The following is a 26,012-nucleotide window of genomic DNA, read 5'->3' as shown; positions in this document are numbered from 1 at the left end:
GTTGCCTATGACTGATTGTCTTTTTGTTTGGTCATTTCGGCCATTTGCTTCCAAATAGACCCTTGCGCTGATTCACCTTCTTGAATTCGGGATAATGCCATTTTAGCTTGCATTCGAACTTCGAATTCAGAGTCTTCTAATGTGTCTTTTAAGGCTGGGATGGCTGATTCATCTCCGTATTCGTATAAAAACATCGCTGCTCGCCATCGAACGATGCGACTTTTGTCTTGGAGAGCATCAATCATTTGTGGAATAGCGTCTGTAAAACCAATGTCAGATAGGCAGTCACCTGCTGTGCGCCGGACGGTAACAGTTTTATCCTGCAATGCTTCATATAGATAAGGTGAAGTCGCTTTCTCTTCGACCATGCCTAAGTAAGCCGTAGCTAGACGTCGTATCGACATTTTTGGATCTTTTAACGCTTTTCCGAGGATTGGTAAGTCATCGGATGTCGGATCAGGTATACGGTCTAATGCCGCATAGCGACTTTTCCAATCGTCGAGCTGTAAGTCAGCTTCCGTCAGAGGTTTTAGGACCTTTCCTTGTTGCTGGTCGTTTTCGCCTGATTGTGCCATATCGATAAGCGTTTTGAGTCGTTTATCTGGATAAGTGGCGTCAACCTCTTCGACCACGTCTTGTCCTATATCTTCTGCATCTCCATAACGCGGGTCTTGTTCGATCCATTCCCGTTCCATCAGCATATTGCTTGAATCTTTTGAAGCCTCCATTGCAGCATCAGTAAACCGCTGAGGCAGCCCAAACCGTTTTTCTTCATCATTTTCTATTAATTTGACTTGCATGGGTATGCCACGAAATTGTTGGATATAAACTTGAACAGCACCAAAGGCTTCCTCATCGTAATCTGTTGATGTTTGTTCTTGTTCTATATCGGCATGATCTGCACTGCCTAATACAGCTTCAACCTGAGGTAAAATCGTTTCCCATTCGACTTTTGGATGGCGTTCTAAGGCGATGAAATCAATGACGCGATAGAGTTCTTTTACCCCTTCGATCGCCAATAAGTTTGATACATAGGACGGGGCATCAGTTAAATCGTCGTTTTGGGTATATGTTTGAGTTTCCATATCTGACAAGCGTTCATCAACATTTATCTTCATGGAATAAGGACTCGGTGTTGGTTCGATTGATTTGATTTTCATGGTTAAAAGTCTCCTTTCATCAACCTATAGTCATTCTATCATATCAAATTTTTGTGGCTAGCTTAGGTCTTAACGCACTTATTTTTTTCAACAAAATAACATAAGATAGGCTTTGAACGGGTATGGTTAATGTAGTTGTAAAAGTAAGGAGTGACATCATGGAATCAACAATTCCCTGGAATAAAATACGTCTATCGGCTATGATAGGCTTGATCGTGATTTATATAATCTATTTAATAGGCTTTGATCCTCATTGGGTTTGGGGAGTCCTCAGCTTCATTGGTTTAATATATGGAATCGTTGAATGGAAATTATGGGAACGTCATATTGGTGATGAGAAAGAGTTATATCTTATTATCAGTTTATTGGTAACGAGTCTAGGTGTACTCGGTTACACCGTTTTTTCACTGATTATAACCAATATCATACTACCACTAGATTCTGTCATTATGTAAATCAAACCATATAACCATTAATATTGTATTCGAGTGTGAATGCGTGGTATTATATTTAAGTTGAATTGATTTGAAATAGAATGGGTGTTTATATAATGAAAGATTTAATGTATTCCATTATGTTTTACGTTTTTGGGATGTTAACCCTATCGTTTGGAATTACAATGTTAATTTTATCAGATCTAGGTGTTGGTGCTTGGGATGCGCTGTTCGTTGGTTTGTCGAATATATTTGGGATGACAGTTGGAACATGGATTTTCCTTGTTGGTATTGTACTCATTATCATTAATAAGTATTTATTACAAAGTAAATTCGATTATTCAGCCGTCATCACCATTTTCCTAATCGGTTTATTTATCGACTTCTGGTTGCTTGTCGTATTTGATGGCGTGATGGTCACCGAAATGGCAGCTCGCATTGGATTACTTGGTTTAGGTGTTTTAGGAATGGGTGCTGGCATTGGGATGTATTTACAGTTGGATTTTGCCCGTAATCCGATCGATAACTTAATGATGGCTGTCCATTATCGCACAGGGTTGAGCTTAGCTGTTTCTAAATCAGGATTAGAAATTTTGATTATGATTATCGCATTCTTAATTGGTGGTCCTATCGGAATTGGAACAGTAATCGTCGCGTTTGGCATTGGTCCGCTTGTCCAGTTTTTCTTTAAGCGCACAGCCAAAGTCAAAGCGTTACTTGTAAATCGTTGGAATCCATCAACCTAAATACAACTTTGAAATAGAAGCTACTCACTTATGTGGGTAGCTTTTATTATCGTTTGATGGCATACAACCAACTGTATCCAGCAATTAATCCGATGATGCTTAAAATAGTCATCGGTTTGCCAATGCCATAAAATAATGAGGATGCAAGGTTGTTACTGCTCCCGACTAGCCAAAATAATCCACCTATTACTAATAACGGTAAGAAAAAACTGAAAAATAAATGCAATCTTGTATAACTACGTAATTGGATGATACGGAGAAGAGCAGTTAACCCGATAACAATCAGCGTTAATAATATATAATGAGAAAAGTTCAAGGCCTAATCACCTTCCTAATATAAGAGGTGTTGCTCTATAATATGATTGAAAATGGGTCACTATTTTAGAAAGACCATTTTATGTTAAAGTTAAGCTACTTAGTAATAAAAATTCGGGGTGAAACTATGGATTCTACGGAAGGTCAACAGCAAGCTTCACATAGTGGTCTGGCTATTGCCTCACTTGTCATAGGTGTTGTCTCATTAGTGAGTATGCTAGTTTGGACTATTATGGGGATGGCTGTTTCGGTTGTAGGGATATTATTTGGTGTATTTGCGATTGGTATGATTCGTAAACAAAAGACTCCAGGAATAGGTTTAGCAAAAGCAGGCTTATTTTGTAATATTGTCGCTTTGGTAGTACCACTCGTTACTGTTTTAGTTATTTTATTTATGTAATAAACGAAAAGATCTGTTTAGGGATCTCTTGCTATAAAATGATAAAAGGTGCGCGTTAGTTTATGTATGGATTTTATAATTCAATGGCAACAGAAGTTGATGATTTAACTCATCCTATAGGAGACTCATTTGGCGATCTTGAATTCTATCGTAATCGTTTAGAAGGTGTTCAAGGGAAAGTGTTAATGCCTGCTGTCGGGACGGGTCGTGTGATGATTCCGTTAATTGAGTCAGGTCTGAACGTTGAAGGGATGGATGTTTCGACGGATTGGTTAGATTTATGTAAAGATCATCTTGAAGCAAGGGGTCTTCCTACACGCTTGTTTCAAGGTGAGACGCATACTCTTTCAATTGATGCGACCTATGATGCTATTATATTGCCTGCTGGTTCCATTCATACGTTGAGTGAGTGGGATCAATTGATGGAAACTTTAACTCGTTTTTATGATCATTTACAAGTTGATGGTCGCTTGATATTTGATGTAACATTTCCGAGGACAACTGAAGTTGGACATGTTAAAACACATGAATGGGAATCTTTTGATGGTGATGTGATCACATTAGAAGATAAAATAGTTGATGTGAGTTGGGTTGATCAGCTTATCAAGTCACATCATAAATATGAACGGTGGCATCGTGGGCAATTTGTTGAAGCGGAATTAGAACGCGTGTCGTTTAAGTGGTTTGGAATTGAAGAGCTTAGACTTATGTTAGCACAAGCTGGGTTTATTAATATATCATTAACAGCAGACTATAAAGAGGAAGCACCAATTAATGGAGAAACGAACACGATCACTTTTGAAGCGGTGAAGTAACATGAACGTCGTAAGGAGGCAATTGAATGAACATTAAAGGAAAAACAATTGTTGGGATTATGATTGCTGTAGTCATCATTATGGCTTTCGTTATTTATTTTATGTTCTCTTATTTTGATGAAAAGGATTTGATTGATGAAGCCCAGCATAATAGCCCTGAAGTGAAACATCGCTTGGTGAGTTGAAGCGATGTTTTATTTTTATATAAATTTTTTAAGCAAAACCTTTCGTAAAACGAAATATTTTTGCTATGATTAATTGTTGGTGATTAATTTATAGAAAGAAGGAATAATAATGTCACTAGGAGACCAACAAGAAAAAGATGATATTAAACGTGCACCCTTAATGTTGGTTTTAATTTCAGGCGCGTTTGTTGCGATATTAAACCAAACATTACTCGGTACAGCACTTCCACATATTATGCGGGACTTACAAATTGATGAATCTACCGCACAGTGGTTACAATCAATATTTATGTTAGTGAACGGGGTTATGATCCCTGTGACGGCCTTTCTAATTGGCCGATTTACGACAAGGGCATTGTTTTTAACAGCAATTGGTTCCTTTGCCGTCGGGACTTTATTGTGTGCTATTGCGCCAACCTTTGGGTTCTTATTAGGTGGACGTATTTTACAAGCTGCTGGTGCAGGAATTATTTTGCCACTCATGCAGACGATTATCTTCTTAATATTCCCAATCGAAAAACGCGGACAAATCATGGGCCTATTTGGACTGGTAATAGCTTTTGCACCAGCAATTGGTCCGACATTATCAGGTTGGTTAGTAGAACAATTTATCTGGCGTAGTCTATTCTGGGTTGTCTTACCGATTGCAATTATTGATATTATTGTAGCGTTCTTTATTTTGAAGAATGTAACAAAACGAGATTTTCCAAAAATCGATGTGTTATCCATTATCTTATCTACGCTTGGTTTTGGTGGTCTATTATATGGCTTTAGTGTTGCCGGAAATGAAGGTTGGGGCTCACCTGACGTTTATATTTCCATGGTTATCGGAGCGATTACCTTAGCGATTTTCATTTTAAGACAACTGAAATTAAAACAACCTATATTAGAGTTTCGGATCTTTCAATATAAAATCTTTACGATTGCAACGGTGATTGGTATGACTGCTTTCTTTGCTATGATCGGCGGGGCGATTGTATTACCACTTATGATGCAAAATACGTTAGGTTACTCACCGATTGAAGCAGGGTTTATGCTGATGCCTGGTGCTGTTTTAATGGGGATGATGAATCCTATTACGGGTCGACTATTTGATAAATTCGGACCTAAATGGTTGTTGTATGTCGGTTTAACACTAATGACGGTAACAACATTCATGTTCTCTATTTTAACGCCAGAAACGACTTACCTGTACTTAGTTACAGTTAATGCAGTTCGAATGTTTGGTATTGCGATGGTGATGATGCCAGTGACGACAGCTGGTTTAAACGTCTTGCCAGAGCATTTAATTGCACACGGTTCAGCGATGAATAATACATTTAGACAAATGTCAGGCGCGATTAGTACGGCATTGATGGTGACGGTAATGGTCACGTTAGCTGATCCGAATGGCGGTATTCAGGGAGAGCTTCAAGGAGTGAATGCCTCATTCTTCTTAGCTGGTCTATTCTCACTACTTGGATTAGTGTTAGCATTCTATATGACAAGAATCAGTCGAAAAGAAAATCAAGATTTAGCTTCATAATAAAAATCAGGCGCCCATTTAATGGGCGCCTGATTTTTTAGTTTAAGAAATGCTTTTCTACATACGCTTTAACATCAGCGTTGGTTGATTGTGATAGGATTTCAGTTGTTGCTTCCTGTAATGTGCTATAGCTTAAGTTTTGAATTTGCTTTCGCGCTGGCAGAACAGCTGAAGCACTCATACTAAATTCGTCTAAGCCTAGACCGAGTAAAATCGGAATGGCAACTTCATCGCCAGCCATTTCTCCGCACATGCCTGTCCATTTGCCTTCTGCATGCGAAGCATCAATGACTTGCTTAATTAAGCGAAGGACTGCAGGATGGTATGGCTGATAGAGGTGACTTACATGTTCATTCATGCGATCAGCAGCCATCGTATACTGAATCAAATCATTCGTACCGATACTGAAGAAATCGACTTCTTTGGCGAATTGATCAGCTAAGGCGGCAGTGGACGGAATCTCAACCATAATACCAACCTCAATATCATCACTGATATCATGACCTGCTTGAATTAAACTTTGTTTTTCTTCTTCAAGAATGGCTTTCGCCTGACGGAATTCTTCTAATGTAGCTACCATCGGGAACATGATTTTGAGATTGCCGTACACACTAGCACGTAATAAAGCGCGCAATTGGACACGGAACAAATCATCTCTTTCTAGACATAGACGCAATGCACGAAAGCCTAAGAATGGATTTAGTTCCTCTGGTAAGTCTAAATAAGGTAAGTCTTTGTCGCCACCAACGTCTAAAGTACGAATCACGACAGGTTTATTGGCCATTGTGGACAGGACTTGTTGATAAGCTTGGAACTGTTCTTCTTCTGTCGGCAGGCTGTCACGGTCCATGTATAAGAATTCAGTTCTAAACAATCCGATTCCTTCGCCATCATTCTCAATGACGGTTTCTAAGTCTTTCGGCGAGCCAATGTTCGCAACTAATTCGACAGTATGGTTGTCTGTTGTGTTAGCGGGCTGACCGATTAATTTCTTCAACTGCTCAGCTTCTTCTTGTTCTTTTTGTTGCTTTGCTTGATATGAATTGAGTTGATCATCACTCGGGTTTATGATGACATCACCTGTTTGACCGTCAATAATGACTGTCATACCAGCATCCACTGAATTTGTGACTTCCGAGGTACCAACAACAGCCGGAATGCCCATCGAACGGGACATGATAGCTGAATGTGACGTTCGTCCACCGATATCCGTCACGATTCCTTTAACATATTTTCGGTTTAGCTGAGCCGTATCAGAAGGAAGTAAATCATGCGCAACTAGAATTACTTCTTCTGTGATATCACTTGTTGTGACTAAAGGTTCGCCTAATAAGTACGAAATCACACGTTTGGAGACATCGCGGATATCAGCTGCGCGTTCTTTCATATAATCGTTGTCCATGCTTTCGAACATGGAAATAAATTGGTTCGCTGTATCATTTAAAGCCTTGTCGGCATGAACTTGTTCGGACTCAATCTTTGTATTGACCGCATTCAATAGCTCAGGGTCTTGTAAAACGAGCAAATGAGCACCAAAGATTTTCGCGTGATTTTCGCCCATCTCTTGTTCGACATGCTTTTGGATTCGTTCTAAATCAAGCTTAGCTTGTTCAACAGCATCATTAAGTCGATCCTTTTCCTGTTGAACGTCGCTCGCTTTATCTTCATTAATCGTTAATTTAGGGTCTTGAAGTACAAAGGCTTTTCCTATTTGAACGCCGTTCGAGGCTCCGATACCTTTTATTTCAGTCATAATCAATCAACTCCTTGAGTGAATTTTATCATAAATGGATGAAGTGTTGGGAGTCAACTTTCAACAAAATCTTTGACACCGCTTACATCATCTATTATAATCAAAATCAGTCAAATACAATCATAAACAATCAAAAGTGATCATATCAGTGATTAAGAGAGGTGTTGTTTATTTGCTTTATGGTGAAGAGCGGAAACAGCTAATCCAAAACTATATCGAAAAACATCAACGTGCTTCAGTTCTACAATTATGTGATGCATTCAATGTGTCAGAATCGACAATCCGTCGTGATTTAAAGGAATTAGAACTAGATCATGGGATCAAACGAACGCATGGAGGCGCCATTGCGCTTGAAAGTGTCAATTTCGAACCGACTGTTACAGAAAAATCTGATCGGTTTCTGGCAGAAAAGCAAGCCATTGCCAAACGCGCAGCATCGTATATCCAAGAAGGTGACACCATCTTAATCGATGCAGGAACGACAACACTTCCGTTAGTTTATGAAATAAAACAGTTTCAATCCTTAACAGTTGTTACGAATTCGGTTGTCCATGCTGAGCTGTTAAAAGATTCACCCCAATTTGAAGTAATCGTTCCAGGTGGTCGTTTGCGTCATGAAACGCAAGCATTAGTCGGACCAATCACTGATCAAACTTTATCCATTTTGCATGTTGATAAAGCGTTTATCGGAACGAATGGTATTGATTTGGAAGATGGGCTCACGACACCGAACTTAATCGAAGCCTCAACTAAGCAATTGATGGTTCAACAAGCATCGGATGCCATCGTGTTAGCCGACCATAGTAAGTTTGATAAAGTAACGTTTGCGAAATTCGCTGAGCTTAGTAAGATTCATCATTTAATTACAGATGATCGTGTTGATGATTGGTATCAAACAGAATTAGACCGGATAGGTGTCAAATTAGATATTGTAAAGCTTCAGGAGGATTAAATCATGACCAAACCACTGACAGTGACACTTAATCCCGCCCTGGATAAAACGATCTCATTACCCGAGTTTGAAATTGGTGGTTTAAATCGTTTGAAGTCAGATCCTGTGACTGATCCAGGTGGCAAAGGAATTAATGTCGCTAAAGTATTAACACAGCTAGATATAAAAACACAGACAACTGGTTTCAGCGCCGGGTCGACTGGCCGCATGATTGAAAATGCGTTGGATCAGTTATCGATCGATTATGATTTCCAACAAGTTTCCGGAGATGTCAGAACCAATTTAAAAATCGTTGATGAATCTAAAGGTGTCACGACAGAAATTAATGAGCCAGGTATTAAAGTATTAGAGGATGACTTACAAGCATTCGAACAAAAATTAACTAAACTATTGACTAATACAAACTACTTAGTTTTAAGCGGAAGCACCCCAGATGGTGTAGATGATTATCAATATAATCGCTATATTAACCTCGCACGAGAACATGGTGTGAAAACGGTTTTAGATGCAAGTGGTCCCGCTCTAAAAGAAGGGATTAAAGCTAAGCCACATGTCATTAAACCGAATATCCATGAGTTAGAGGAATTATTTGAAACTAGTTTTGATTCGAGCGAAGCAATCATTAAAGCATGTCAGGAATTAGTTGAGTCAGGCATCAACATAGTCGTTGTTTCTTTAGGTGGAGACGGTGCACTATTTGTTAGTCAAACAGAAACTTATCAAGTAAAACCGTTTTCAATTACACCGCAGAGCACAGTTGGAGCGGGCGATTCAATGGTAGGTGCTATGGTGTATGCGCTTAACCAAGGATATGATTTTGAAACACTAGCCAAGTGGGCGACAACAGCAGGAACGATTACGGCTTCGAAACCAGGGACAACGGTTTGCACCTTAGAGGAGATCGAAGCATATGTCGAGTCAGTTTCTGTTGAGAAAATAGGATTAAATGATTTGGGGAGGTTAGAAACATGACAAAGTTAGTAGCAGTCACAGCTTGTCCAACGGGTATTGCCCATACTTACATGGCAGCCGAGGCATTGGACCAAGCCGCAAAAGGTAAAGACATTGAGATGAAAGTGGAAACGCAAGGGAGTGTCGGTGCTGAAAACGAATTGACAGCAGAAGACATTCGCGAAGCTCATGCCGTCATTTTAGCCGTTGACACGCATGTGGATGAAGAGCGTTTTGCAGGGAAAAATATCATTCGTGTTGGTGTCAGTGAAGCGATTAAAAATGCGGATGGCTTAATTGATCGCGCTGTGAACATGGAAGAGAAATCAACTGAAGAACATGACGCACAAGTCAGTAAACAAGAAAAAGGTGAAGGTAAAGGTTTTTATAAACACTTAATGAACGGTGTTTCCTTCATGATTCCATTGATTGTAGCTGGTGGTTTATTGATGGCATTGTCTTTTGCCTTTGGTGTAGAAGATTCGCCAGAAGAAGGGACGCTGCCTTTCTACCTAAATGAAATCGGTGGATTAGCGTTCTCGATGATGGTTCCAATTTTAGCTGGTTTTATTGCTTATTCAATCTCAGATAAACCTGGTCTTGCCCCTGGTTTAGTTGCTGGTTTGATTGCGGATGAAGTGGGAACTGGTTTCTTAGGTGGTATCATTGGTGGTTTCTTAGCAGGTTATGTCGCCCTTGCGATCAAGAAGTATGTGAAAGTACCGAAAAACCTAGAAGGACTCATGCCTGTATTAATCATACCTTTATTAGCTACTTTAATCACAGGTCTATCGTTATTTTATTTTATTAATGATCCTGTAGCGGCGATGATGACAGGATTAGAAAATTGGTTAGAATCAATGTCTGGAGCTAATGCTATACTCTTAGGTCTCATCTTAGGTGGAATGATGGCTGTTGACATGGGTGGTCCTGTAAATAAAACAGCTTATGCCTTTGCCTCAGGTTTACTTGCTAGTGACTTATTTGGTCCAATGGCAGCAGTGATGGCAGCAGGTATGACGCCACCATTAGGTGTTTGGTTAGCAACTATATTTGTGAAAAATAAATTTAACCGTGAACAACGTGAAGCCGGTAAAGCAGCTGGTGTTATGGGGATATCATTCATTACTGAAGGTGCGATCCCGTTTGCGGCGGCTGACCCATTCCGTGTTATTCCGGCATTTGTTATTGGTTCAGCCACAGCAGGTGCATTAACGATGGCATTTGATGTATTATTACGTGTGAACCACGGAGGAGTCTTCGTATTATTTATAGGCGATGCCGTCACGAACGTCTTCTTATACGCATTAGCGATTGCAATTGGTGCTATCGTAACAGCTTTATTAGTTGCACTATTTAAGAGAAAACCCGAACAAGTCACAGAAGCTTAAAACAGCAAGAAAAAAGGAGATCGATTTAAATGGAATTAAAAGAGTTATTGAAAAAAGAACATGTCTTACTTGATCTTGACGCAAGTTCTCGAGAAGAAAGTCTTGACGAATTAATCAAAGTGATGCAAAATACAGGCGTTGTAGAAGATGCAGCCGTCTATAAAGAAGCGGTGCTAAATCGTGAAGCAGAAGGATCGACAGGGATTGGTTTTGGTGTGGCTATTCCGCACGGCAAATCAACAGGTGTTAGTGAACCGGGTCTTGCCTTTGCACGTTTGACCAATGAAGTCGATTGGCAATCATTAGACGGTAACCCCGTGACGTCAGTATTTATGATTGCGATTCCTGAAGAGCAAGCAGGTAATGAACACTTACAAATCTTGTCGCAACTATCACGAAAACTCATGCATGAAGATTTCCGTCAGAAGTTACAAGACGCTTCTTCAAGTGACGAGTTGTTAGCAGCGCTCGAAGCATAAGGAGGACCTATCATGAAGCAAGTAGAAGTAGTTGTTCAAAATGAAACAGGTTTACACGCTCGACCAGCACAACAATTTGTGCAAGAAGCTAGTAAGTTTTCTTCTGATATTAAAATCGTAACAGGCGAAGAGCAGAAAGAAACTGAAGCTAAAAGTATTCTCGGCGTTATGACGCTAGGAATTGAAAAAGGGACGACAATTGGCCTTAAAGCGGAAGGCGAAGATGAAGAAGAAGCTATTGATACACTAGTTAATTTAGTCAAAAATAACTTCGAATCTTAAGAAAAAAGGTTGGCGCTAATATGGCGCCAACCTTTTTTTATTCCACTCGCACAAAAGTATCATAAAATCGCTAAAATCTATTTTAGCAAGTGATCACTTATTCAAAATCAATATCAGGATTAATCGACATCAATTGTTTCACAAATAAACTGTTATCGGATGGGGATACGCGAATCACTTGGTGATCGTATCCGTATGTAATTTCGAGTCTTGTCAGCGCCAGTGCTGGTGAAAACTTAAGACTACGAACTAAACGAATTTTTTCAATATCATGAATGTCGATTGATTTTTTAAATGGTCCATAATAAGCGGTCAAATGGCGTTCCTCTACATGATAACGAACTGTCAGCCAGAACCAAACTGCTATAATTAACGCGATGACGCTAATACTTAATAAAAGCATATCATTATTTATGAATGTCCAGATGAGAGCAATTGCAATGATGCCAAACCATAATATGGCGGTCCAAATATCTTTTCGGGATGGGTAAGTCATGTCGTCACTCCTTTAAAGTTAATAATAAATATGATTAAATGAAATTGTTAAATTTTATTTGCGAGGTATTAAGATGTCAAGTGTTATGATTATATATTTAACATGTGTCTTCGGATTGTTCATGTTAATGTTCCAATTCGGTTTTCGGTACGTCTTTGGTATGGAAGCGACAGGTGATGCGATTTTTCGCCAGCAACCATATCACGATCAGAAAAAACGGATGCAAAATAGAATCATGCAGATTATTATAGGGTTGTTATTGGTTTCTTCACTAATCGAAACAAATATATCAGATATAATAGAAAATGTGTTCCTAATCTTGTTGTTAGCTTACTTTTTTGTATCTGCGATTCTATCTTTCATACATAATCCAGAATCCAAAGAGCATTGGTTGATCATCATTAATCGTATCCTAACAATTGCTTTTATTATCTTTTTGATGTGGTTATTTTAAATCGTCATATCATGATACAGAACCATTTCAATTTCATGGACATAACGATGAGCATGCGGGACGTCATTTAAATTAGAAAGCATCCCTGTAATAACGGGTTTTCTGACTTGTTTTCGGTTCAGTTCATCGCGAATGACATCAATCGAAACTTGATAATCGCTAGCCTGAGGCAAGTTTTGCACGACTTCTTCTAACTTTGATAAGCGTAGTTCAATGGCATCGTACCACGATAGCTGTTGATCATGCGCTTTTTTTAATAATTGTTTTACTTGAATGTCGTTTAAGAATGGTAAATCTTCGCGCGTGCTAAATCCGTTAACAATATCATCGACTCGTTTGAGCACAAAACGTATGAGTGATTCCATATCATAATGTGAATTAGCATGAATGATGACAGGGATGTAAGCGCGAATCATGCCTTCTAGCATTAAGGCTAAATCATATAGAATGGGTTTGATAGGTTGTCCATAAATGGCTTCTAAACCTTGCATATAAAATCGATGAACGTCAGTATACTTATCTCGAATGACTTGGCGGATCGATTCGCTTAAGTAACCACCTTGTTCATAAGGGAGTTCCATGAATTCGCGGTGCTCAATCACATTCTCGAAAAAATAGGTTAATTGAGTGACTAATCGTTCATGCGGGTCCTTAGGTTCTGCAATGGTCGAAATCCGAACTAATATACTGTCAAAATAGTATTCTAATGCAGCAAATAATAAATCGTTCTTCGATTTGAAATAAGCATACAACGCACCTTTAGATATATCGCATTCATCAGCAATCGCTTGCATCGATGTTTGGGAGAACCCTTTGTGAGAAAATAGCTTAATTGCATTATTTAGGATGAGTTGTTCCTTATCAGTCATGGTGCGTCAACCTTTCCTCATGCTGTAAAAACGCTTGAAAGGTTTGGTAAGCACGACCTGGATTGGCTTTAAGGTCGCGTATATAACGTTCAATGGCTTGAGCAGGTACAGTTTCGCTTTGCTGAATGCGTTTGTAAATATAGTTCAGGCTTTGCTGTTGCAATGAACGATTATGGTGCATGGACTCTTTGAATAGTGCCATTCCAACAGCACCAAGAACAGCTAGCACACCGATGATTATAGCCGTATCCTGATTAATCGAAGTGGTGGTTAATAGATAAATAAGGTTAAAGACAGATATTGTAATGAGTGGAAAGGCAATCATTGAATAAATAATACTCTTCTTAAGTATAGGGGATAAGTAACTTTCCATTTCACTAAAGCCTTGTTTAACGTATGGAGATGCTTTTTTCGGTGTTAAGAGTTTCATAATTTAACACTCCTTTAACGCTGGCTACGAGCAATCATAATAAATTTAATTAACTGCAAGACAGCCATGAGTGTGCTTGCTACATAAGTTAATGCAGCAGCATTTAACACTTTTCCGACTCCACGGACTTCTTGGTTTGAGATCATACCGAGTTGAACGAGCTGGTTCTTTGCTCTACGGCTGGCGTCATATTCGACAGGCAATGTCACGACTTGGAATAACACCGCAGCCGAAAAGAGTACGATCCCCACGGTTATTAAGTTCGCCATTTCTAAAAGGAAACCACCTATGAGTAGAAAAGGGGCCATTTGCGAACCAATATTAGCAGCAGGAAATAATTTATGACGTAATAATAACATTGAATAATTCGTTGAGTCTTGAATCGCGTGACCAACTTCATGCGCTGCTACGGACAATGATGAAATAGAGTTGCCGTTATGGACTGGGTCAGATAATCGAATCGTTTTCGCTTTAGGGTCGTAATGATCGGAGAGGGCTCCTTGTTGCGAATGTGTCACTTGCACATGATGAAGCCCCTCAGCATCCAGTATACGACGTGCAACTTGAGCTCCGTTCATTCGAGCAGATGCCTGGACTTGTGACCACTTTTCAAAATTCCCTTTGACTTTTGATTGTGCCCACATGGCTAATCCGAGTGCAGCAAATATTAAAATATCCATTGGATGAAAAAACATCGTTCACATCGCCTCGCTTCAATTATTGACTACATGGTCATTATGTGACTTAATGGTCACAAGATTATTTTACTGCATAGAACACACGGGTTCAAGTAACTAGTCTTAGTTGAATGAGATTAAACTTTTTTAGCTAAATAAACAATATCATCAGGCCCTTTTGGCTGAGGAATGGACACAGTTTTAACGTCATCAAAGTAGTCGTTTAACATCCGAACAAAGGCTTCAGATGGTTGAGCGCTCCAAAAGGCGATGATTCCTCCTGGAGATAGAAGCCTTTTGAGTTGCTTTAAGGCTTTTGGCTCATAAAGAGATCCATTCTCATCATACACCGTCCAATCAGGTCCATTATCTATATCAAGACAAATCGCATTAAATTGGTCGGTAGTACGATAAATCCATTCAATTAAGTCACCGTGAATAATGTTCGTTCGTTTATCTTCAATAGCATGATTGGTCATAGGAGCTAAAGTGTCGTGATTCCATTTAATAATCGCATCTTCAATTTCCACGACTTTTACCTCGCGAACGGCATCATCTTGGAGTGCCTCTTCTAGTGAGAAGCCCACTCCAAGCCCGCCGATTAATACATGTTTGTCGCCACTTAAATCTGCCAATGCTGAACGTACAAGTTCTCGTTCAGATTCTCCATTATAGGTTGCCATTAAAAATGTGCCATTACTGATAATTTCATAGTGTTCACCGCGTTGTTGTAACTGCAAATCGCCTCGGTCTGTTTCAAGTCGTTCAATAATATTGAGTGTGGTCATATTAGTTAACTCCTTTTGCCAGAAAATTCAGGCTAACTCTATTGTACGTTTGGTATAAAAAATAAACAATCAAGAGTTATGCCTTATATTGTAAAATTTTGTCTGGTTTAAGCTGATAACTGTGTTAAACTATATACTTGTGAGGTGTTCGGCAAACAATTATGAAAATCAGGAGGTTTTCGATGAAGAAGTGGATGATGCTATCCATCATTTCATTGCTAATGATTTTGGCATCTTGTGGAAATGATGAAGGTGGAGAATCAGAAGGATCTGGAGAAACAGAAGATAAAGGTGAAATCTCAATTGGCATGAATAATTGGGCTGAAAACGTAGCCGTATCAAATATGTGGAAGATCATACTTGAAGAGCAAGGTTATGAAGTGACATTAGAAAACGTGGATAAAGCGATTCTTTATGAAGGTTTAGAGAGTGGCGACATTGATATTGGTATGGAAATTTGGTTACCGAACACAGATGGTAAATTTTACGAAGAATATCAAGATGTTATTGATTGGCGTGAAGAATGGTATGAAGGTACAGATTTAGCTTTAACTGTACCATCTTATGTTGAAGATGTTAATAGTATTGAAGACTTACAAGGTAACGCTGATCAATTCGAGGGCGAAATTGTAGGGATTGATCCAGGTGCAAGTATCATGGAATTAACAGAAGAAGTGATGAGTACTTATGAATTAGACAACTATGAATTATTAAGCTCATCAGAGCCAACAATGCTTACAGAACTTCAAACGAAGATGGACAATGAAGAACCTGTAGTTGTAACCCTTTGGAAACCACATTGGGTGTTTGCAGAGATGGATTTAAAATTACTTGAAGATCCTGAAAATGTATATGGTGATTCAGAAAATATTTCTTACGCAGCACGCCTAGGATTAGAGGACGAACATCCTGAAGTGGTAGAATGGTTCGACAATTTCATGCTAAATGATGATCAACTTGGTAGTCTAATGGCAGAATTAAACGAAGCAGATGAAGAAGCAGAAGGCGCACAGAACTGGATTGATGACAACCAAGATGTTATTGATGAATGGTTAACAACTGATGAATAATGGAAAAGGTAAGTAGCTGAGCTACTTACCTTTTAGTTTATATTTTAGCATTTGTAAAGCTAAAAGTGTTTTAAATTAAGTACGATGTGTTGAATTAAACTAGCTTTAGGTTTGATAGCTTGTTTAAAAAGAGTAAAATAAAGTTAATAAAGTGAGAATAGAGGTGGCAATAATGACTGATAACCAAAGAAGAATTCCATTGTATTTACAAATTAAACGGAAGCTAATTGATCGCATCCATAACGGTGACTTATCTCCAGGCGACCCTATTCCATCTGAAAGTCAACTTATGCAACAATATAATGTTAGCCGAACAACTGTTAGGCAAACGATTCGCGATTTGGCTAATGATGGAATAGTTGAGACGCGCCGAGGTGCTGCCTCCAGAGTGAAGGAAGAGCCGCAGGAAGATTTACATAATCCAGGAATTGTACATCATGAGTTAGGCACGGGGTTTTCAGTGAAAGTTCTTCGGTCTCAGTTTATGAAGGAACACTCCTTTGCTAAGAAGGAATTAGAGCTAAGAGAAAAGGAGCAAGTATATTTACTTGAAAGAATACGGCTGGCAGATGGATATCCTATTGGTTTACAGCAATTATTTGCACCTGTTTATATTAGTGACATGTTAACTGAAAAAGAAAACGAATGGTTTGATATATTCCCAGTACTGGGGATGCATGGAATTAACTATTCAACAATCAAAGAAAGTGTTACTGCCATTATAGCTAATCGTGATGAAGCTGATTTACTTGGTATAACAAGTGGTGATCCATTGATTGAAATAAATCGTGTCACGTTAGGTGAGGATCAGAATCCAATAGAATACTCAAAAACTAAATATCTGCCGAGTGCTTTTAACTATAGAATAGAAGTTGGACGTAAATATTAATCATTAACTTACCCTCAACATGTATTTTAGTTGGTAAACTTATTGCAATATGTTTATAACATGTTACAATAAGTTTACTGAAAGATATAAATACAGTGTTGGGGGTAAAATTTTTGGTTCAATACAATAGTGTTCGTCATGACAAAACTCAAATTGACTTAGTTAGAATGCGAAAATATCGCTTGAATCGTGTGCGAGAACAATTGAAATCACTTGGTTATGGTGGAATAGTCATTTTTGATCCTGTTAACTTGCGCTATGCAACAGGTAGTCGTAATATGCAAGTATTCATGCTACGTAATCCAGGCAGGTACGTGTTTATTCCTACTGAAGGTCCTGTGGTGTTGTTCGACTTTCCTAATTGTGAGCATTTGTCGGAAGGTATAGAAACCATTGATGAAGTTCGTCCTGCTTTGACAATGTCTTATGTCGCCTCAGGTTATAACCTTGAAGATACAGCAAAACAATGGGCACAAGAAATTGCATCATTAATGCGAGAACATGCTGGTAGAAACAATAAAATTGCCGTAGATCGAATTCATCCATCCGGCGCGATTGCCTTAGCTAATGAGGGAATGCGAGTCGTTGACGGGCAGGAGCCGATTGAGCATGCTCGTAGTATTAAGAGTAAAGAAGAAATTGAAGCCATGAAAATTTCTGTACAAACGGCCGAAGCTGGAATGGTTCGTATGGTAGAAGCTTTAGAGCCTGGTATCACAGAAAATGAACTTTGGTCTTATCTTCATCAGACAAACATTGCACAAGGTGGAGATTACGTTGAAACACGCTTATTGAGTTCTGGTGAAAGAACCAATCCATGGTTTCAAGAATGTAGTGACAAAGTCATTAATGAAGGTGAATTAGTTGCATTTGATACAGATATGAATGGTCCATTCGGTTATTTTACTGATATTAGTCGAACGTTTTTCTGTGGAGATAGTCAGCCTACAGATGAGCAACGCCGTCTATATCAAACAGCCTATGAACAGATTCAGTACAATATGGAGTTGTTAAAGCCTGGTATGACATTCAGAGAATATGCGGAGAAAAGTTGGCAAATACCTGATGAATTCTTTCCGAATCGCTATTTTACAGTAGCCCATGGAACAGGCTTAAGTGGGGAGTACCCATATATTGTGTATCCACAAGATTTTGATGTAAAAGGTTACGACGGTGTTATCGAAGAGAACATGGTGATTAGTGTTGAGAGCTATATTGGTTCTCCTGGTGGAAAAGAAGGCGTGAAACTAGAGGAACAACTTCTTGTTACAGAAGATGGAGTAGAGAATTTCTCAGCATTTCCGTTTGAAGAAAGATTATTAAAATAATAGGTGAAGTGATCCAACGAATTAAGGAAGCTTATCTAGGAGGTTATTATGAATAATATAAAAACATTAATCGTCGTATTATTGATTTCTGTTTTATTTGTGCTTGTTGCTTGTGGTGACGAATCAGGTGATGATGCGGAGTCGAAAGGCGAAATCTCAATTGGTATGAATAATTGGGCTGAGAACGTAGCTGTATCTAATATGTGGAAAATAATTTTAGAGGAAGAAGGTTATGAGGTAACATTAGAAAATGTTGAGAAGGCGATTCTTTATGAGGGTTTAGCAAATCAGGATATTGATATTGGTATGGAAATTTGGATGCCAATAACTGATGTCCCATATTATGAAGAGCATGAAGAAAATATTAATTTGCATGAAGCATGGTATGAGGGGACGGAATTAGCACTTGTCGTACCTTCGTATATGGAAGATATCAATAGTATAGAAGATTTGAGTTCAAACAAGGAGCAATTTGATTCGAAAATAGTTGGTATCGATCCAGGATCAAGCCTGATGGGATTAACTGAAGATGTCATTAGTGAATATAATTTAGATTATGAATTGCAGAGTTCTTCTGAGCCAACAATGCTTACGCAGCTCCAATCAAAAATGGATAACGAAGAGCCTGTTGTGGTCACACTATGGAAACCGCATTGGGCATTTGCTGAAATGGATTTGAAAAGTTTAGACGATCCTAAGAATGTGTATGGCGACTCTGAAAACATTTTATATGGAACACGTACAGGTTTCGAGGGTGAACATCCAGAAGTTGTTGAATGGTTTAATAACTTTAAGTTGGATGACCAGCAACTTGGTAGTCTAATGGCAGAATTAAACGAAGCAGATGAAGAAGCAGAAGGCGCACAGAACTGGATTGATGACAACCAAGATGTTATTGATGAATGGTTAACAACTGATGAATAAAATGATAAGGTAAGTAGCTTTGCTACTTGCCTTTATTTTTATTTGATTAGGATACAAGTTAAGTAAACAGATTTAATCATAAAACAAAATTTCATCAAATCGATTGTAAATTATTTGTTTTAGAACTTTTAATATGAGCAGTGATTTTCACATAACCGCTGACAGTATGGTATAAAATCTTATGAGAAAGGAAGGTGACTGTCATGTCTAAGCAGATGTGGGATAATAGTTTTTCTGATGATGATTTTATCTATGGACGAGAACCGAATCAATTTATTAGACAGCATTACTCGGTGTTACCTGAAGGTGGGAGAATTGCTTGTTTTGCAGAAGGGGAAGGGCGTAATGCTATCTTTCTAGCTGAACAGGGTTACGAGGTCACCACATATGATCAATCTGAAATAGGTCTTGAGAAAACGAAACAGTTAGCTGAAGAACGAGGTGTTTCAGTTCGAACGGTTCAGAAAGATTTAACAGTTGAAAAAGTCGACCCTTACTTATACGAAGGTGCGATTATGGTGTTTGGTCATGTGCCAAAAGATGACCAAGCATTTCTTATTAAGAGCATGATCGACTCAGTTAAGCTAGGTGGCTACATTATGTTCGAAGTGTACTCTGACGACCAGTTGCCTTATCGCTCAGGTGGACCGAAAACAGAAGAGATGCTTTATAACCCAAGTGATGTGTTAGATTGGATTAATGATTACAAATGTCTGCATTTCTATTATGGTGAAGCTGATCGAGTTGAGGGGAAGCGTCATTTAGGGTTAGGTCACGTCATCCAAGTTATTATCCAGAAGATATAAAAGAAGAGCTGGTTCTTAAGCCAGCTCTTCTTGTTCGTTTGATTGAGAATCTTGTTTGAGTGCATCAGGCTTTTCATACGTCACGTATGTATTGGCCATGAAGTCATGCATGGAACGTTTGTCTTCACGAACCCCAACCATAATTGCACTAACGAGGGCTGCGAGACCTAATGTTAATGCATAAACAATACCTGCAACCAATTGACGTAATAGCATAGTGCCGATCGTAACTTTTTCGCCATCAAGGCGCGCAATACGAATGCCCATTGCTCGTTTGCCTAGTGTATAACCATACCAGACAACTGGTAATATTAAGAAATAAAGCAAGTTTAATAAATCTAAAGGCGTGTATTCATCCAATACAAATTCTCCATAAATAGCAGCAGATAATAAAGCTAGAACAGCTCCGACGGCGATACTATCAACAATAGAAGCGACTAGTCGTATCCAAAAACCTGCTGGTGACGGTGTAGACATATACATTCTCCTTCTCTTCAAACATTACAGGTCACAATAGGTAAGATCAGCATTTGTAATAGTGATAACACCTAAAGTGAGCCAGAAGTAAGCAATCTCAGTTCATATTATGCAAACATTCAGTACAAATCGTCTTGCTATTACGATCAATAAATATTCACATGTCGAACCGATTGCTTACTATACTACCATATTTTATGGTTTGAAGAGAATGGATATTATTATTTTCTTTTAAAACATGCTTTCAACCTCGCCATTATCAGCATCAACGATATACCAGCCATAGGTTGCTGTATGCGAACCTTCTTCACGTTCGACGACTTCGAATACTTGAACGACATAATCACCGTCATCATTTTTGTGGTCAAATTCTACACGATAATTGCCTTCGTCTGGGAGATCAATTGATTCTCTAACGCGTTCTTCTGCCTCAGATTCAGTTGTGCCCGATTGGTTACCTTCTTCTGATTGACTATTTTCATTTGAAGAATTGCCCTTTTCTGCTTGGTCACCATTTTCGCCTGTTTCATTGTTTTTCTCAGATGAGCTGTTTTCTTTAGATTGATTATTTTCTTCAGTTTGCTCTTCTTTTTCTGGTTCCCCAATGGTAATGGATTGTTTGTCTGAATCAGTATTCTCTTGTTCCTCATAACCTGATGATTCTTTTGCTTCGACCGCGTCTTCACCTGCTTGATCTGTCGCAAATGAATAAACTAGAATGATTAATCCTAGTGTGACTAACGTTGTAAAAGTAAATGTTAAAAACCGTATCATATAAATAACACTCCTCTTCGCTGGTTTTATAACATTAGACGGAATTAGAGTCGATTTAGTGACATTAATTTAGAAAGATTTAAGCATGGATTAAATTTTAGTAAGATAGAATAAAAGGAGTGTAAGACATGCTAGTTCGTTTTAATTTTATGCTTTCGTTAACCGTATTCGTCCTGATTTTATTAAACTATTTTACCAATTCAGTCCAAACATCTCCGTTTATTATAACGGGTTTAATCAGTGTCGTTATTGGCTTGATTGGTGTTGAAAATGTAAGGAATGGCCTTAAATTTCAAGCTGCGTCTTTTTTGTTTGCGGCCAGTTTACTCATGCTAGTTGCAATCTTAGGTTTCGCTGGCGTCATTGAATTATAACTCAAAATATAAATGATGATGATTCAGGCAATACCGATTAAACGGTGCTTGGCAATTTGTGCAAGCTTTTGGATTGCTTAAATAGGTTTCAATAGTCAATTCCGAATGACAAGCCCCACAAAAAATGGCGTGATGATGACGTTCATCTTTATTCCACCGTTCAATCTCATGTTCCGTGTGTTCTTGATGACATTCGTAACAAGGGAAATACGTGTTGCAACATTTGAATTTAATCGCAATCCGGTCGACCTCTGAATGATAGTGCTTGCAACGCGTTTCCTCATCAATGCTTCCAATTACATTTTGTATGTTCATAAAACCTCTCCTTAGCGTCACGAAATTTTTTCTTCATTTTTATTCCAACAATCCCTATCTTAAGTTATAATAATAAGAAATGTTTAAATTATCAAAAAATATTTCTTGGGGGAATCGCAATGTTGAAGTTTCCGAAACCGACTGTTGAGCAATTTTTTCGCTCATATGTCATTTCTGATTTTACCGTAAGTCCGAATGAAGACAAATTATTATTCGCATCCAACTTAGACGGCAAAATGAACGTATGGGCCATGAACTTACCGAATCATTACCCTTATTTATTCGCGCATCATAACCAGTCTGTTGGTGCATTAAAAGTTGACCCTGAAGGGCGGTATGTGATTGCAGGTTATGATCAGGAAGGCGATGAAAATTATCAACTGTATGCATTGCCACCTGAAGGCGGATTACCACAGCCTTTAATCACTGGGGAAGAAGAGGACAAATACTTATACGGTCATTTATCTGAGGATGGTAATCGTTTGTATTACTACACATCCAAGGGAAATCCGAGCTATTTGAATACTTATGTACGTGACTTAGAATCAGGCCACGATACATTATTACATGAAGGAGATGGCGGAGCTACATTCTTATCAACTGTTTCCAACGATGAAGAAGCTGTCGTGTTCACAACACTTTATGCGAATACATACATGTTAAGCTTTGTGAAAGTGAATGGCGAAACCCACTATTTAACACCTGACCCTGAAAACGTCCATGTAACAGGAGGAGCGACATTTGTTGGCGATGATATTTACTTTGTGACAAACTATAATAGCGAATATCATTATTTAGCGAAGTTTAATCTCCAATCGAAGTCGTTTGAGTCTGTCTTGTCACTTGAAGAAGAAAGTATTGAAGATTTGAAATATGATAAAGAAAATGAGCAATTTTATATCGTAACGGTCAAAGGGGTTCAAAATTACCTTTATCGCTATGATCTCAAAAACGGCACATTAGAAGATCTTGATTTACCAGTCGATATTGTCGAAAAGCTACACGTAGCGAAGTCAGGCAATGTCTATATGCTAGGTCGGAATGCTGTTATGCCACATAATATCTTTGTACTAAATAATCAAGTTTGGCAGCAATTAACCGCTAACCATGTACTCGGCGTTAGTTCGGAAGATATGGTGGATCCTGAGATTGTTTCATATGAATCTTTTGATGGTATGGAGATTGAATCATTATTGTTTAAGGCGAAACCGGAAAATGATAACGGGTATACGATTCTATGGCCACATGGGGGGCCTCAAGCATCGGAGCAAAAGTTTTATCGTGCGATGTTCCAATGTTTATTGAATCGAGGCTATACCATCTTCTGTCCGAACTTTAGAGGCAGTACAGGTTATGGATCCTCATTCGTGAAGCTAGTAGAGCATGATTGGGGCGAAGGACCTCGATTAGATAATGTTTATGGCATTGAATGGTTGTTTGATCAAGGCATTTCAAGTCCAGATAAATTGTTCTTAGTTGGCGGAAGTTACGGTGGTTATATGGCCTTATTATTGCACGGACGCCATCCAGAATATTTTAAAGCAGTTGTCGATATTTTCGGCGTGTCGAACTTGTTCACCTTTGTCAATTCAGTGCCTGATCATTGGAAGCCGATGATGAAGAACTGGTTGGGTGACCCAGAGGAAGACTACGACCGCTTTGTCAAAGATTCACCTGTTACTTATCTAGATAGCATGGAAAGACCAATGCTCGTCATACAAGGTGCTAAGGACCCTCGAGTTGTCAAAGAAGAGTCAGATCAGATTGTTGAGAAATTACGTGGGGAAGGTCGAGATGTAGATTATCTCGTGCTTGAAGATGAAGGTCACGGGTTCTCGAAAAAAGAAAACGAAATCAAGGTTTATCAAACGATGCTCGATTTCTTAGAAAAACATCAAGGTTAATGAATTGTTTATAGGAGTGATCACCCATGCGCGAACTTGTCACAATGGACCGTGAATTGTATCCATTTGATCTATTCGGCGTACCGCATATGGTGGCGCTCCTTTTTTGTTTGGTCGTCATTTGGTTTCTCTATCGGTTTCGTGACAACCTCCGAAAACAATCGCGTAAGCCATGGACATATAGTCTGATCGGGATATTACTAATAGGAGAAATAAGCTTCCATGCTTGGTATATCGCATATGGAGAATGGAATACAACCGTTAATTTACCTCTTCAATTAAGTTCGATTTCCGTTTATTTAGTCGTGTTCATGTTATTGCTGAAGCGGCAATGGTTATTTGAAATTACATTTTTTATTGGTGTCACGGGCGGGATGATTGCCATGTTGACTCCAGAATTATTTTTCGGCTTCCCACATTTGCGATTCTTTCAATTCTTTATAGTACATGCGGCTATTGTAGTGGGTTGTTTTTATATGCTGATTATTGAACGGATGGAGTTAAATTGAACATCGGTTTTAAAATCTTTCTTGGCTTTAAACGTCATTGCTGTATTGGTATTTATGGTGAATGGCTTACTTGATGCTAATTATATGTTTTTAAATGACAAACCAGCTCAAGCTACATTGATTGACCTTTTGGGACCATATCCTTGGTATATGGTGACGTTAGAAGTTTTGGCAATAGGATTGTTTTGTCTGATATATCTTTTAGTGACTAAACAGAATGAATGATAAACCCCAAAAATTTCCACAATCTATTTGAAATATCGTCTATTATTTTAGTAAAGTATAATTAATGACGTTTAAAGGGGGCAATCATCATGAAAGTGATTTTAATTCATGGTTTCTTTAGGTCTGATCGTGATATGCAAGACATGGCGAATTATTTAAAACGAGAAAATTATGAATGTTATACCCCTAATTTGCCCCTGACCTTTAATGAATTCGATGTGATTGTCTCCCAAGTAGAAGATTTACTCGAGGCGATTGTCAAAACAGGTCTGTCACCCGGTGAGGAGATTCATTTGGTAGGTCATAGTACTGGTGGCCTCGTCATTCGAAAATTATTAACAGATACAAAATATTTAGATGCCATTGGTCGCTGTGTTCTAATCGGTACCCCGAATCGCGGCAGTCAATTGGCGGATTTAGCCAGTAAGATACGAGGGTATGTTAATATCTTTAAAACTGTAAAATCTTTACGCAAAGAATATCTAGATAATATCGAATTTCAGAACGAAACAGGCATTGATATAGGTGCAATTGCAGGTAATAAAAGCAAACTCGGTTTTGATCCACTAATTTCTGGTGAAAATGATGGGTTTGTTGAAGTCGATTCTGTTTACTTTCCAGGGTTACGTGACTTCAAAGTATTACCACTTACACATCGAACGATCCATCATGACGTTGAAACCTTCCAACAAGTCCAGCAGTTCTTAGAAACAGGCCAATTTAAGTCATAAAAAAAGCCATCAACCAAAAGGGGAAGGTTGATGGCTTTGCTATATCTATATCTAACAAACTACTATTCTAAGGAGCTATTCTTGCTGTATTTGTTTGGTTGCGCTAATTAAAAGATTTTGAAAAAGTGAAAGATGGAGCTTGATGGCTTTTCGACTTTTTTACTTGGTTGTGTGTATTGTTTTCTCTTATCAGTCACAATAGCATCGCGTAACATTTGATGATCAAACATGTAAATCGCCTCCTTATAGCGAATGGTAATTTTTTCTCTCGTTTATCCATTATTAAGTATACCCACATCTTATGTATTTGTAAACAATTTGGCACTCAAAAAATATAAAAAGTTTCATTTTGTTTTAGATGTCTAATTATATAAAACTTTCTGACAATGAATAACCATTCAATTCAAACATAATGTTAAAATTTTCAGAAAACATACAATAATGAAAAATTAGGTCTATCGTCCGACAAAAATTTTAAAAGGCTAAAGGTTGGTTCAGTTATGGCTGGATTTTATAGTGTGGCCATGATAGAATACCAATAAAAGCGAACGTATGTTTGTTGTTTCTGTCCGATTATGGTGAAA

31 protein-coding genes and 1 pseudogene are annotated in these 26,012 nt (G+C 38.4%); 21 read left to right on the top strand and 11 right to left on the bottom strand.

Annotated elements, in window-relative coordinates; all coding sequences use genetic code 11:
- Positions 1-5: 5 nt before the first annotated feature.
- Positions 6-1,160, bottom strand: a complete 1,155-nt coding sequence (locus J2S77_RS06785; protein ID WP_306975848.1) for a conserved virulence factor C family protein — start codon at positions 1,158-1,160, stop codon at positions 6-8.
- Positions 1,161-1,318: 158 nt separating this feature from the next.
- Between J2S77_RS06785 and J2S77_RS06780 the strand changes: the two genes are divergently transcribed.
- From J2S77_RS06780 to J2S77_RS06755, 6 genes are all read left to right on the top strand, one after another.
- The gene (locus J2S77_RS06780) at positions 1,319-1,615 is read left to right on the top strand and encodes a hypothetical protein (RefSeq protein WP_306975846.1); all 297 of its coding nucleotides are present in this window, start codon (positions 1,319-1,321) and stop codon (positions 1,613-1,615) included.
- Between the two features lie 95 nt (positions 1,616-1,710).
- Complete coding sequence (locus tag J2S77_RS06775; RefSeq protein ID WP_306975844.1) at positions 1,711-2,340, top strand: YczE/YyaS/YitT family protein; 630 nt, start codon at positions 1,711-1,713, stop codon at positions 2,338-2,340.
- 442 nt (positions 2,341-2,782) lie between these two features.
- The gene (locus J2S77_RS06770; protein WP_306975843.1) at positions 2,783-3,055 is read left to right on the top strand and encodes a DUF4190 domain-containing protein; all 273 of its coding nucleotides are present in this window, start codon (positions 2,783-2,785) and stop codon (positions 3,053-3,055) included.
- Between the two features lie 62 nt (positions 3,056-3,117).
- Positions 3,118-3,870, top strand: coding sequence for a class I SAM-dependent methyltransferase (locus tag J2S77_RS06765; protein WP_306975841.1), 753 nt, complete (start codon positions 3,118-3,120; stop codon positions 3,868-3,870).
- Between the two features lie 26 nt (positions 3,871-3,896).
- A complete protein-coding gene (locus J2S77_RS06760) occupies positions 3,897-4,055 on the top strand; it encodes a hypothetical protein (RefSeq protein ID WP_306975839.1) in 159 nt (52 codons plus the stop codon).
- A 109-nt stretch (positions 4,056-4,164) separates the two neighbouring features.
- Positions 4,165-5,580 carry a DHA2 family efflux MFS transporter permease subunit gene (locus J2S77_RS06755; protein ID WP_306975837.1) on the top strand — a complete coding sequence of 472 codons (1,416 nt, stop codon included), beginning with the start codon at positions 4,165-4,167 and terminating at the stop codon, positions 5,578-5,580.
- Positions 5,581-5,617: 37 nt separating this feature from the next.
- On the opposite strand, the gene ptsP is transcribed toward J2S77_RS06755, so the two are convergent.
- Positions 5,618-7,333 carry a phosphoenolpyruvate--protein phosphotransferase gene (gene ptsP, locus J2S77_RS06750; RefSeq protein ID WP_306975835.1) on the bottom strand — a complete coding sequence of 572 codons (1,716 nt, stop codon included), beginning with the start codon at positions 7,331-7,333 and terminating at the stop codon, positions 5,618-5,620.
- A 148-nt stretch (positions 7,334-7,481) separates the two neighbouring features.
- Here ptsP and J2S77_RS06745 point away from each other — a divergent pair, with 148 nt between their 5' ends.
- The 5 genes from J2S77_RS06745 to J2S77_RS06725 are packed head-to-tail and all read left to right on the top strand — an operon-like array spanning position 7,482 to position 11,388.
- Complete coding sequence (locus tag J2S77_RS06745; RefSeq protein ID WP_306975834.1) at positions 7,482-8,285, top strand: DeoR/GlpR family DNA-binding transcription regulator; 804 nt, start codon at positions 7,482-7,484, stop codon at positions 8,283-8,285.
- 3 nt (positions 8,286-8,288) lie between these two features.
- The gene (gene pfkB, locus J2S77_RS06740) at positions 8,289-9,257 is read left to right on the top strand and encodes a 1-phosphofructokinase (RefSeq protein ID WP_306975833.1); all 969 of its coding nucleotides are present in this window, start codon (positions 8,289-8,291) and stop codon (positions 9,255-9,257) included.
- Positions 9,254-10,627 carry a PTS fructose transporter subunit IIC gene (locus J2S77_RS06735; RefSeq protein WP_306975831.1) on the top strand — a complete coding sequence of 458 codons (1,374 nt, stop codon included), beginning with the start codon at positions 9,254-9,256 and terminating at the stop codon, positions 10,625-10,627. The genes pfkB and J2S77_RS06735 overlap by 4 nt, the downstream gene beginning before the upstream one ends.
- Positions 10,628-10,656: 29 nt before the next feature.
- Complete coding sequence (locus tag J2S77_RS06730) at positions 10,657-11,106, top strand: PTS sugar transporter subunit IIA (protein ID WP_306975830.1); 450 nt, start codon at positions 10,657-10,659, stop codon at positions 11,104-11,106.
- A 12-nt stretch (positions 11,107-11,118) separates the two neighbouring features.
- A complete protein-coding gene (locus J2S77_RS06725; RefSeq protein ID WP_306975828.1) occupies positions 11,119-11,388 on the top strand; it encodes an HPr family phosphocarrier protein in 270 nt (89 codons plus the stop codon).
- Positions 11,389-11,485: 97 nt separating this feature from the next.
- On the opposite strand, the gene J2S77_RS06720 is transcribed toward J2S77_RS06725, so the two are convergent.
- Positions 11,486-11,884: a PH domain-containing protein gene (locus J2S77_RS06720; protein ID WP_306975827.1), complete on the bottom strand. Its 399-nt coding sequence runs from the start codon at positions 11,882-11,884 to the stop codon at positions 11,486-11,488.
- Between the two features lie 73 nt (positions 11,885-11,957).
- Between J2S77_RS06720 and J2S77_RS06715 the strand changes: the two genes are divergently transcribed.
- Positions 11,958-12,338, top strand: a complete 381-nt coding sequence (locus J2S77_RS06715) for a hypothetical protein (RefSeq protein WP_306975825.1) — start codon at positions 11,958-11,960, stop codon at positions 12,336-12,338.
- Here J2S77_RS06715 and J2S77_RS06710 read toward each other — a convergent pair.
- From J2S77_RS06710 to J2S77_RS06695, 4 genes are all read right to left on the bottom strand, one after another.
- The gene (locus J2S77_RS06710) at positions 12,335-13,207 is read right to left on the bottom strand and encodes a TetR/AcrR family transcriptional regulator (protein WP_306975823.1); all 873 of its coding nucleotides are present in this window, start codon (positions 13,205-13,207) and stop codon (positions 12,335-12,337) included. The genes J2S77_RS06715 and J2S77_RS06710 overlap by 4 nt on opposite strands.
- Complete coding sequence (locus tag J2S77_RS06705; protein ID WP_306975822.1) at positions 13,200-13,637, bottom strand: DUF5392 family protein; 438 nt, start codon at positions 13,635-13,637, stop codon at positions 13,200-13,202. Before J2S77_RS06705 ends, J2S77_RS06710 begins: the two co-directional genes overlap by 8 nt.
- 14 nt (positions 13,638-13,651) lie before the next feature.
- Positions 13,652-14,332, bottom strand: a complete 681-nt coding sequence (locus J2S77_RS06700) for a zinc metallopeptidase (RefSeq protein ID WP_306975819.1) — start codon at positions 14,330-14,332, stop codon at positions 13,652-13,654.
- A 119-nt stretch (positions 14,333-14,451) separates the two neighbouring features.
- On the bottom strand, positions 14,452-15,102 hold the full coding sequence (locus tag J2S77_RS06695) for a spermine/spermidine synthase domain-containing protein (protein ID WP_306975818.1): 651 nt from the start codon (positions 15,100-15,102) through the stop codon (positions 14,452-14,454).
- Between the two features lie 182 nt (positions 15,103-15,284).
- On the opposite strand from J2S77_RS06695, the gene J2S77_RS06690 reads away from it, so the two are divergent.
- The 5 genes from J2S77_RS06690 (at position 15,285) to J2S77_RS06670 (ending at position 20,119) form a co-directional block, all read left to right on the top strand.
- On the top strand, positions 15,285-16,172 hold the full coding sequence (locus J2S77_RS06690; RefSeq protein ID WP_306975815.1) for a glycine betaine ABC transporter substrate-binding protein: 888 nt from the start codon (positions 15,285-15,287) through the stop codon (positions 16,170-16,172).
- 172 nt (positions 16,173-16,344) lie between these two features.
- Positions 16,345-17,061, top strand: a complete 717-nt coding sequence (locus tag J2S77_RS06685) for a GntR family transcriptional regulator (protein WP_306975813.1) — start codon at positions 16,345-16,347, stop codon at positions 17,059-17,061.
- Positions 17,062-17,174: 113 nt separating this feature from the next.
- Entirely contained in the window at positions 17,175-18,389 is a 1,215-nt protein-coding gene (locus J2S77_RS06680; RefSeq protein ID WP_306975811.1) for a M24 family metallopeptidase, read from the top strand.
- A 48-nt stretch (positions 18,390-18,437) separates the two neighbouring features.
- Entirely contained in the window at positions 18,438-19,313 is an 876-nt protein-coding gene (locus J2S77_RS06675; RefSeq protein WP_306975809.1) for a glycine betaine ABC transporter substrate-binding protein, read from the top strand.
- Positions 19,314-19,516: 203 nt separating this feature from the next.
- Complete coding sequence (locus J2S77_RS06670) at positions 19,517-20,119, top strand: class I SAM-dependent methyltransferase (protein ID WP_306975807.1); 603 nt, start codon at positions 19,517-19,519, stop codon at positions 20,117-20,119.
- A 15-nt stretch (positions 20,120-20,134) separates the two neighbouring features.
- Here J2S77_RS06670 and J2S77_RS06665 read toward each other — a convergent pair whose 3' ends face one another.
- Both J2S77_RS06665 and J2S77_RS06660 read right to left on the bottom strand, forming a co-directional pair.
- On the bottom strand, positions 20,135-20,596 hold the full coding sequence (locus J2S77_RS06665) for an RDD family protein (protein WP_306975805.1): 462 nt from the start codon (positions 20,594-20,596) through the stop codon (positions 20,135-20,137).
- 231 nt (positions 20,597-20,827) lie between these two features.
- Complete coding sequence (locus J2S77_RS06660; protein ID WP_306975803.1) at positions 20,828-21,370, bottom strand: hypothetical protein; 543 nt, start codon at positions 21,368-21,370, stop codon at positions 20,828-20,830.
- Between the two features lie 128 nt (positions 21,371-21,498).
- Here J2S77_RS06660 and J2S77_RS06655 point away from each other — a divergent pair, with 128 nt between their 5' ends.
- Positions 21,499-21,744: a hypothetical protein gene (locus tag J2S77_RS06655; protein ID WP_306975801.1), complete on the top strand. Its 246-nt coding sequence runs from the start codon at positions 21,499-21,501 to the stop codon at positions 21,742-21,744.
- On the opposite strand, the gene J2S77_RS06650 is transcribed toward J2S77_RS06655, so the two are convergent.
- On the bottom strand, positions 21,739-22,059 hold the full coding sequence (locus J2S77_RS06650; RefSeq protein WP_370871794.1) for a CHY zinc finger protein: 321 nt from the start codon (positions 22,057-22,059) through the stop codon (positions 21,739-21,741). The two genes, J2S77_RS06655 and J2S77_RS06650, sit on opposite strands and share 6 nt — an antisense overlap.
- A gap of 119 nt (positions 22,060-22,178) precedes the next feature.
- Here J2S77_RS06650 and J2S77_RS06645 point away from each other — a divergent pair, with 119 nt between their 5' ends.
- The 3 genes and pseudogenes from J2S77_RS06645 (at position 22,179) to J2S77_RS06635 (ending at position 25,428) form a co-directional block, all read left to right on the top strand.
- Positions 22,179-23,963 (top strand): S9 family peptidase, encoded by a 1,785-nt coding sequence (locus J2S77_RS06645; RefSeq protein ID WP_306975799.1) that lies wholly within the window; start codon positions 22,179-22,181, stop codon positions 23,961-23,963.
- Positions 23,964-23,989: 26 nt separating this feature from the next.
- Positions 23,990-24,697: pseudogene (locus J2S77_RS06640) on the top strand (YwaF family protein).
- Positions 24,698-24,786: 89 nt separating this feature from the next.
- Positions 24,787-25,428 carry an esterase/lipase family protein gene (locus J2S77_RS06635; RefSeq protein WP_167262204.1) on the top strand — a complete coding sequence of 214 codons (642 nt, stop codon included), beginning with the start codon at positions 24,787-24,789 and terminating at the stop codon, positions 25,426-25,428.
- Between the two features lie 107 nt (positions 25,429-25,535).
- Here the strand turns inward: J2S77_RS06635 and J2S77_RS06630 are convergent, their stop codons facing one another.
- A complete protein-coding gene (locus tag J2S77_RS06630) occupies positions 25,536-25,658 on the bottom strand; it encodes a hypothetical protein (RefSeq protein ID WP_306975796.1) in 123 nt (40 codons plus the stop codon).
- Between the last annotated feature and the right edge of the window lie 354 nt (positions 25,659-26,012).

The sequence above is a fragment of the Alkalibacillus salilacus genome, assembly GCF_030812915.1.
Classification (GTDB): Bacteria; Bacillota; Bacilli; order Bacillales; family Alkalibacillaceae; genus Alkalibacillus; species Alkalibacillus salilacus.
The sequence above is the reverse complement of the archived record's forward strand: the minus strand, read 5'-3'. Positions and strand labels throughout refer to the sequence as shown.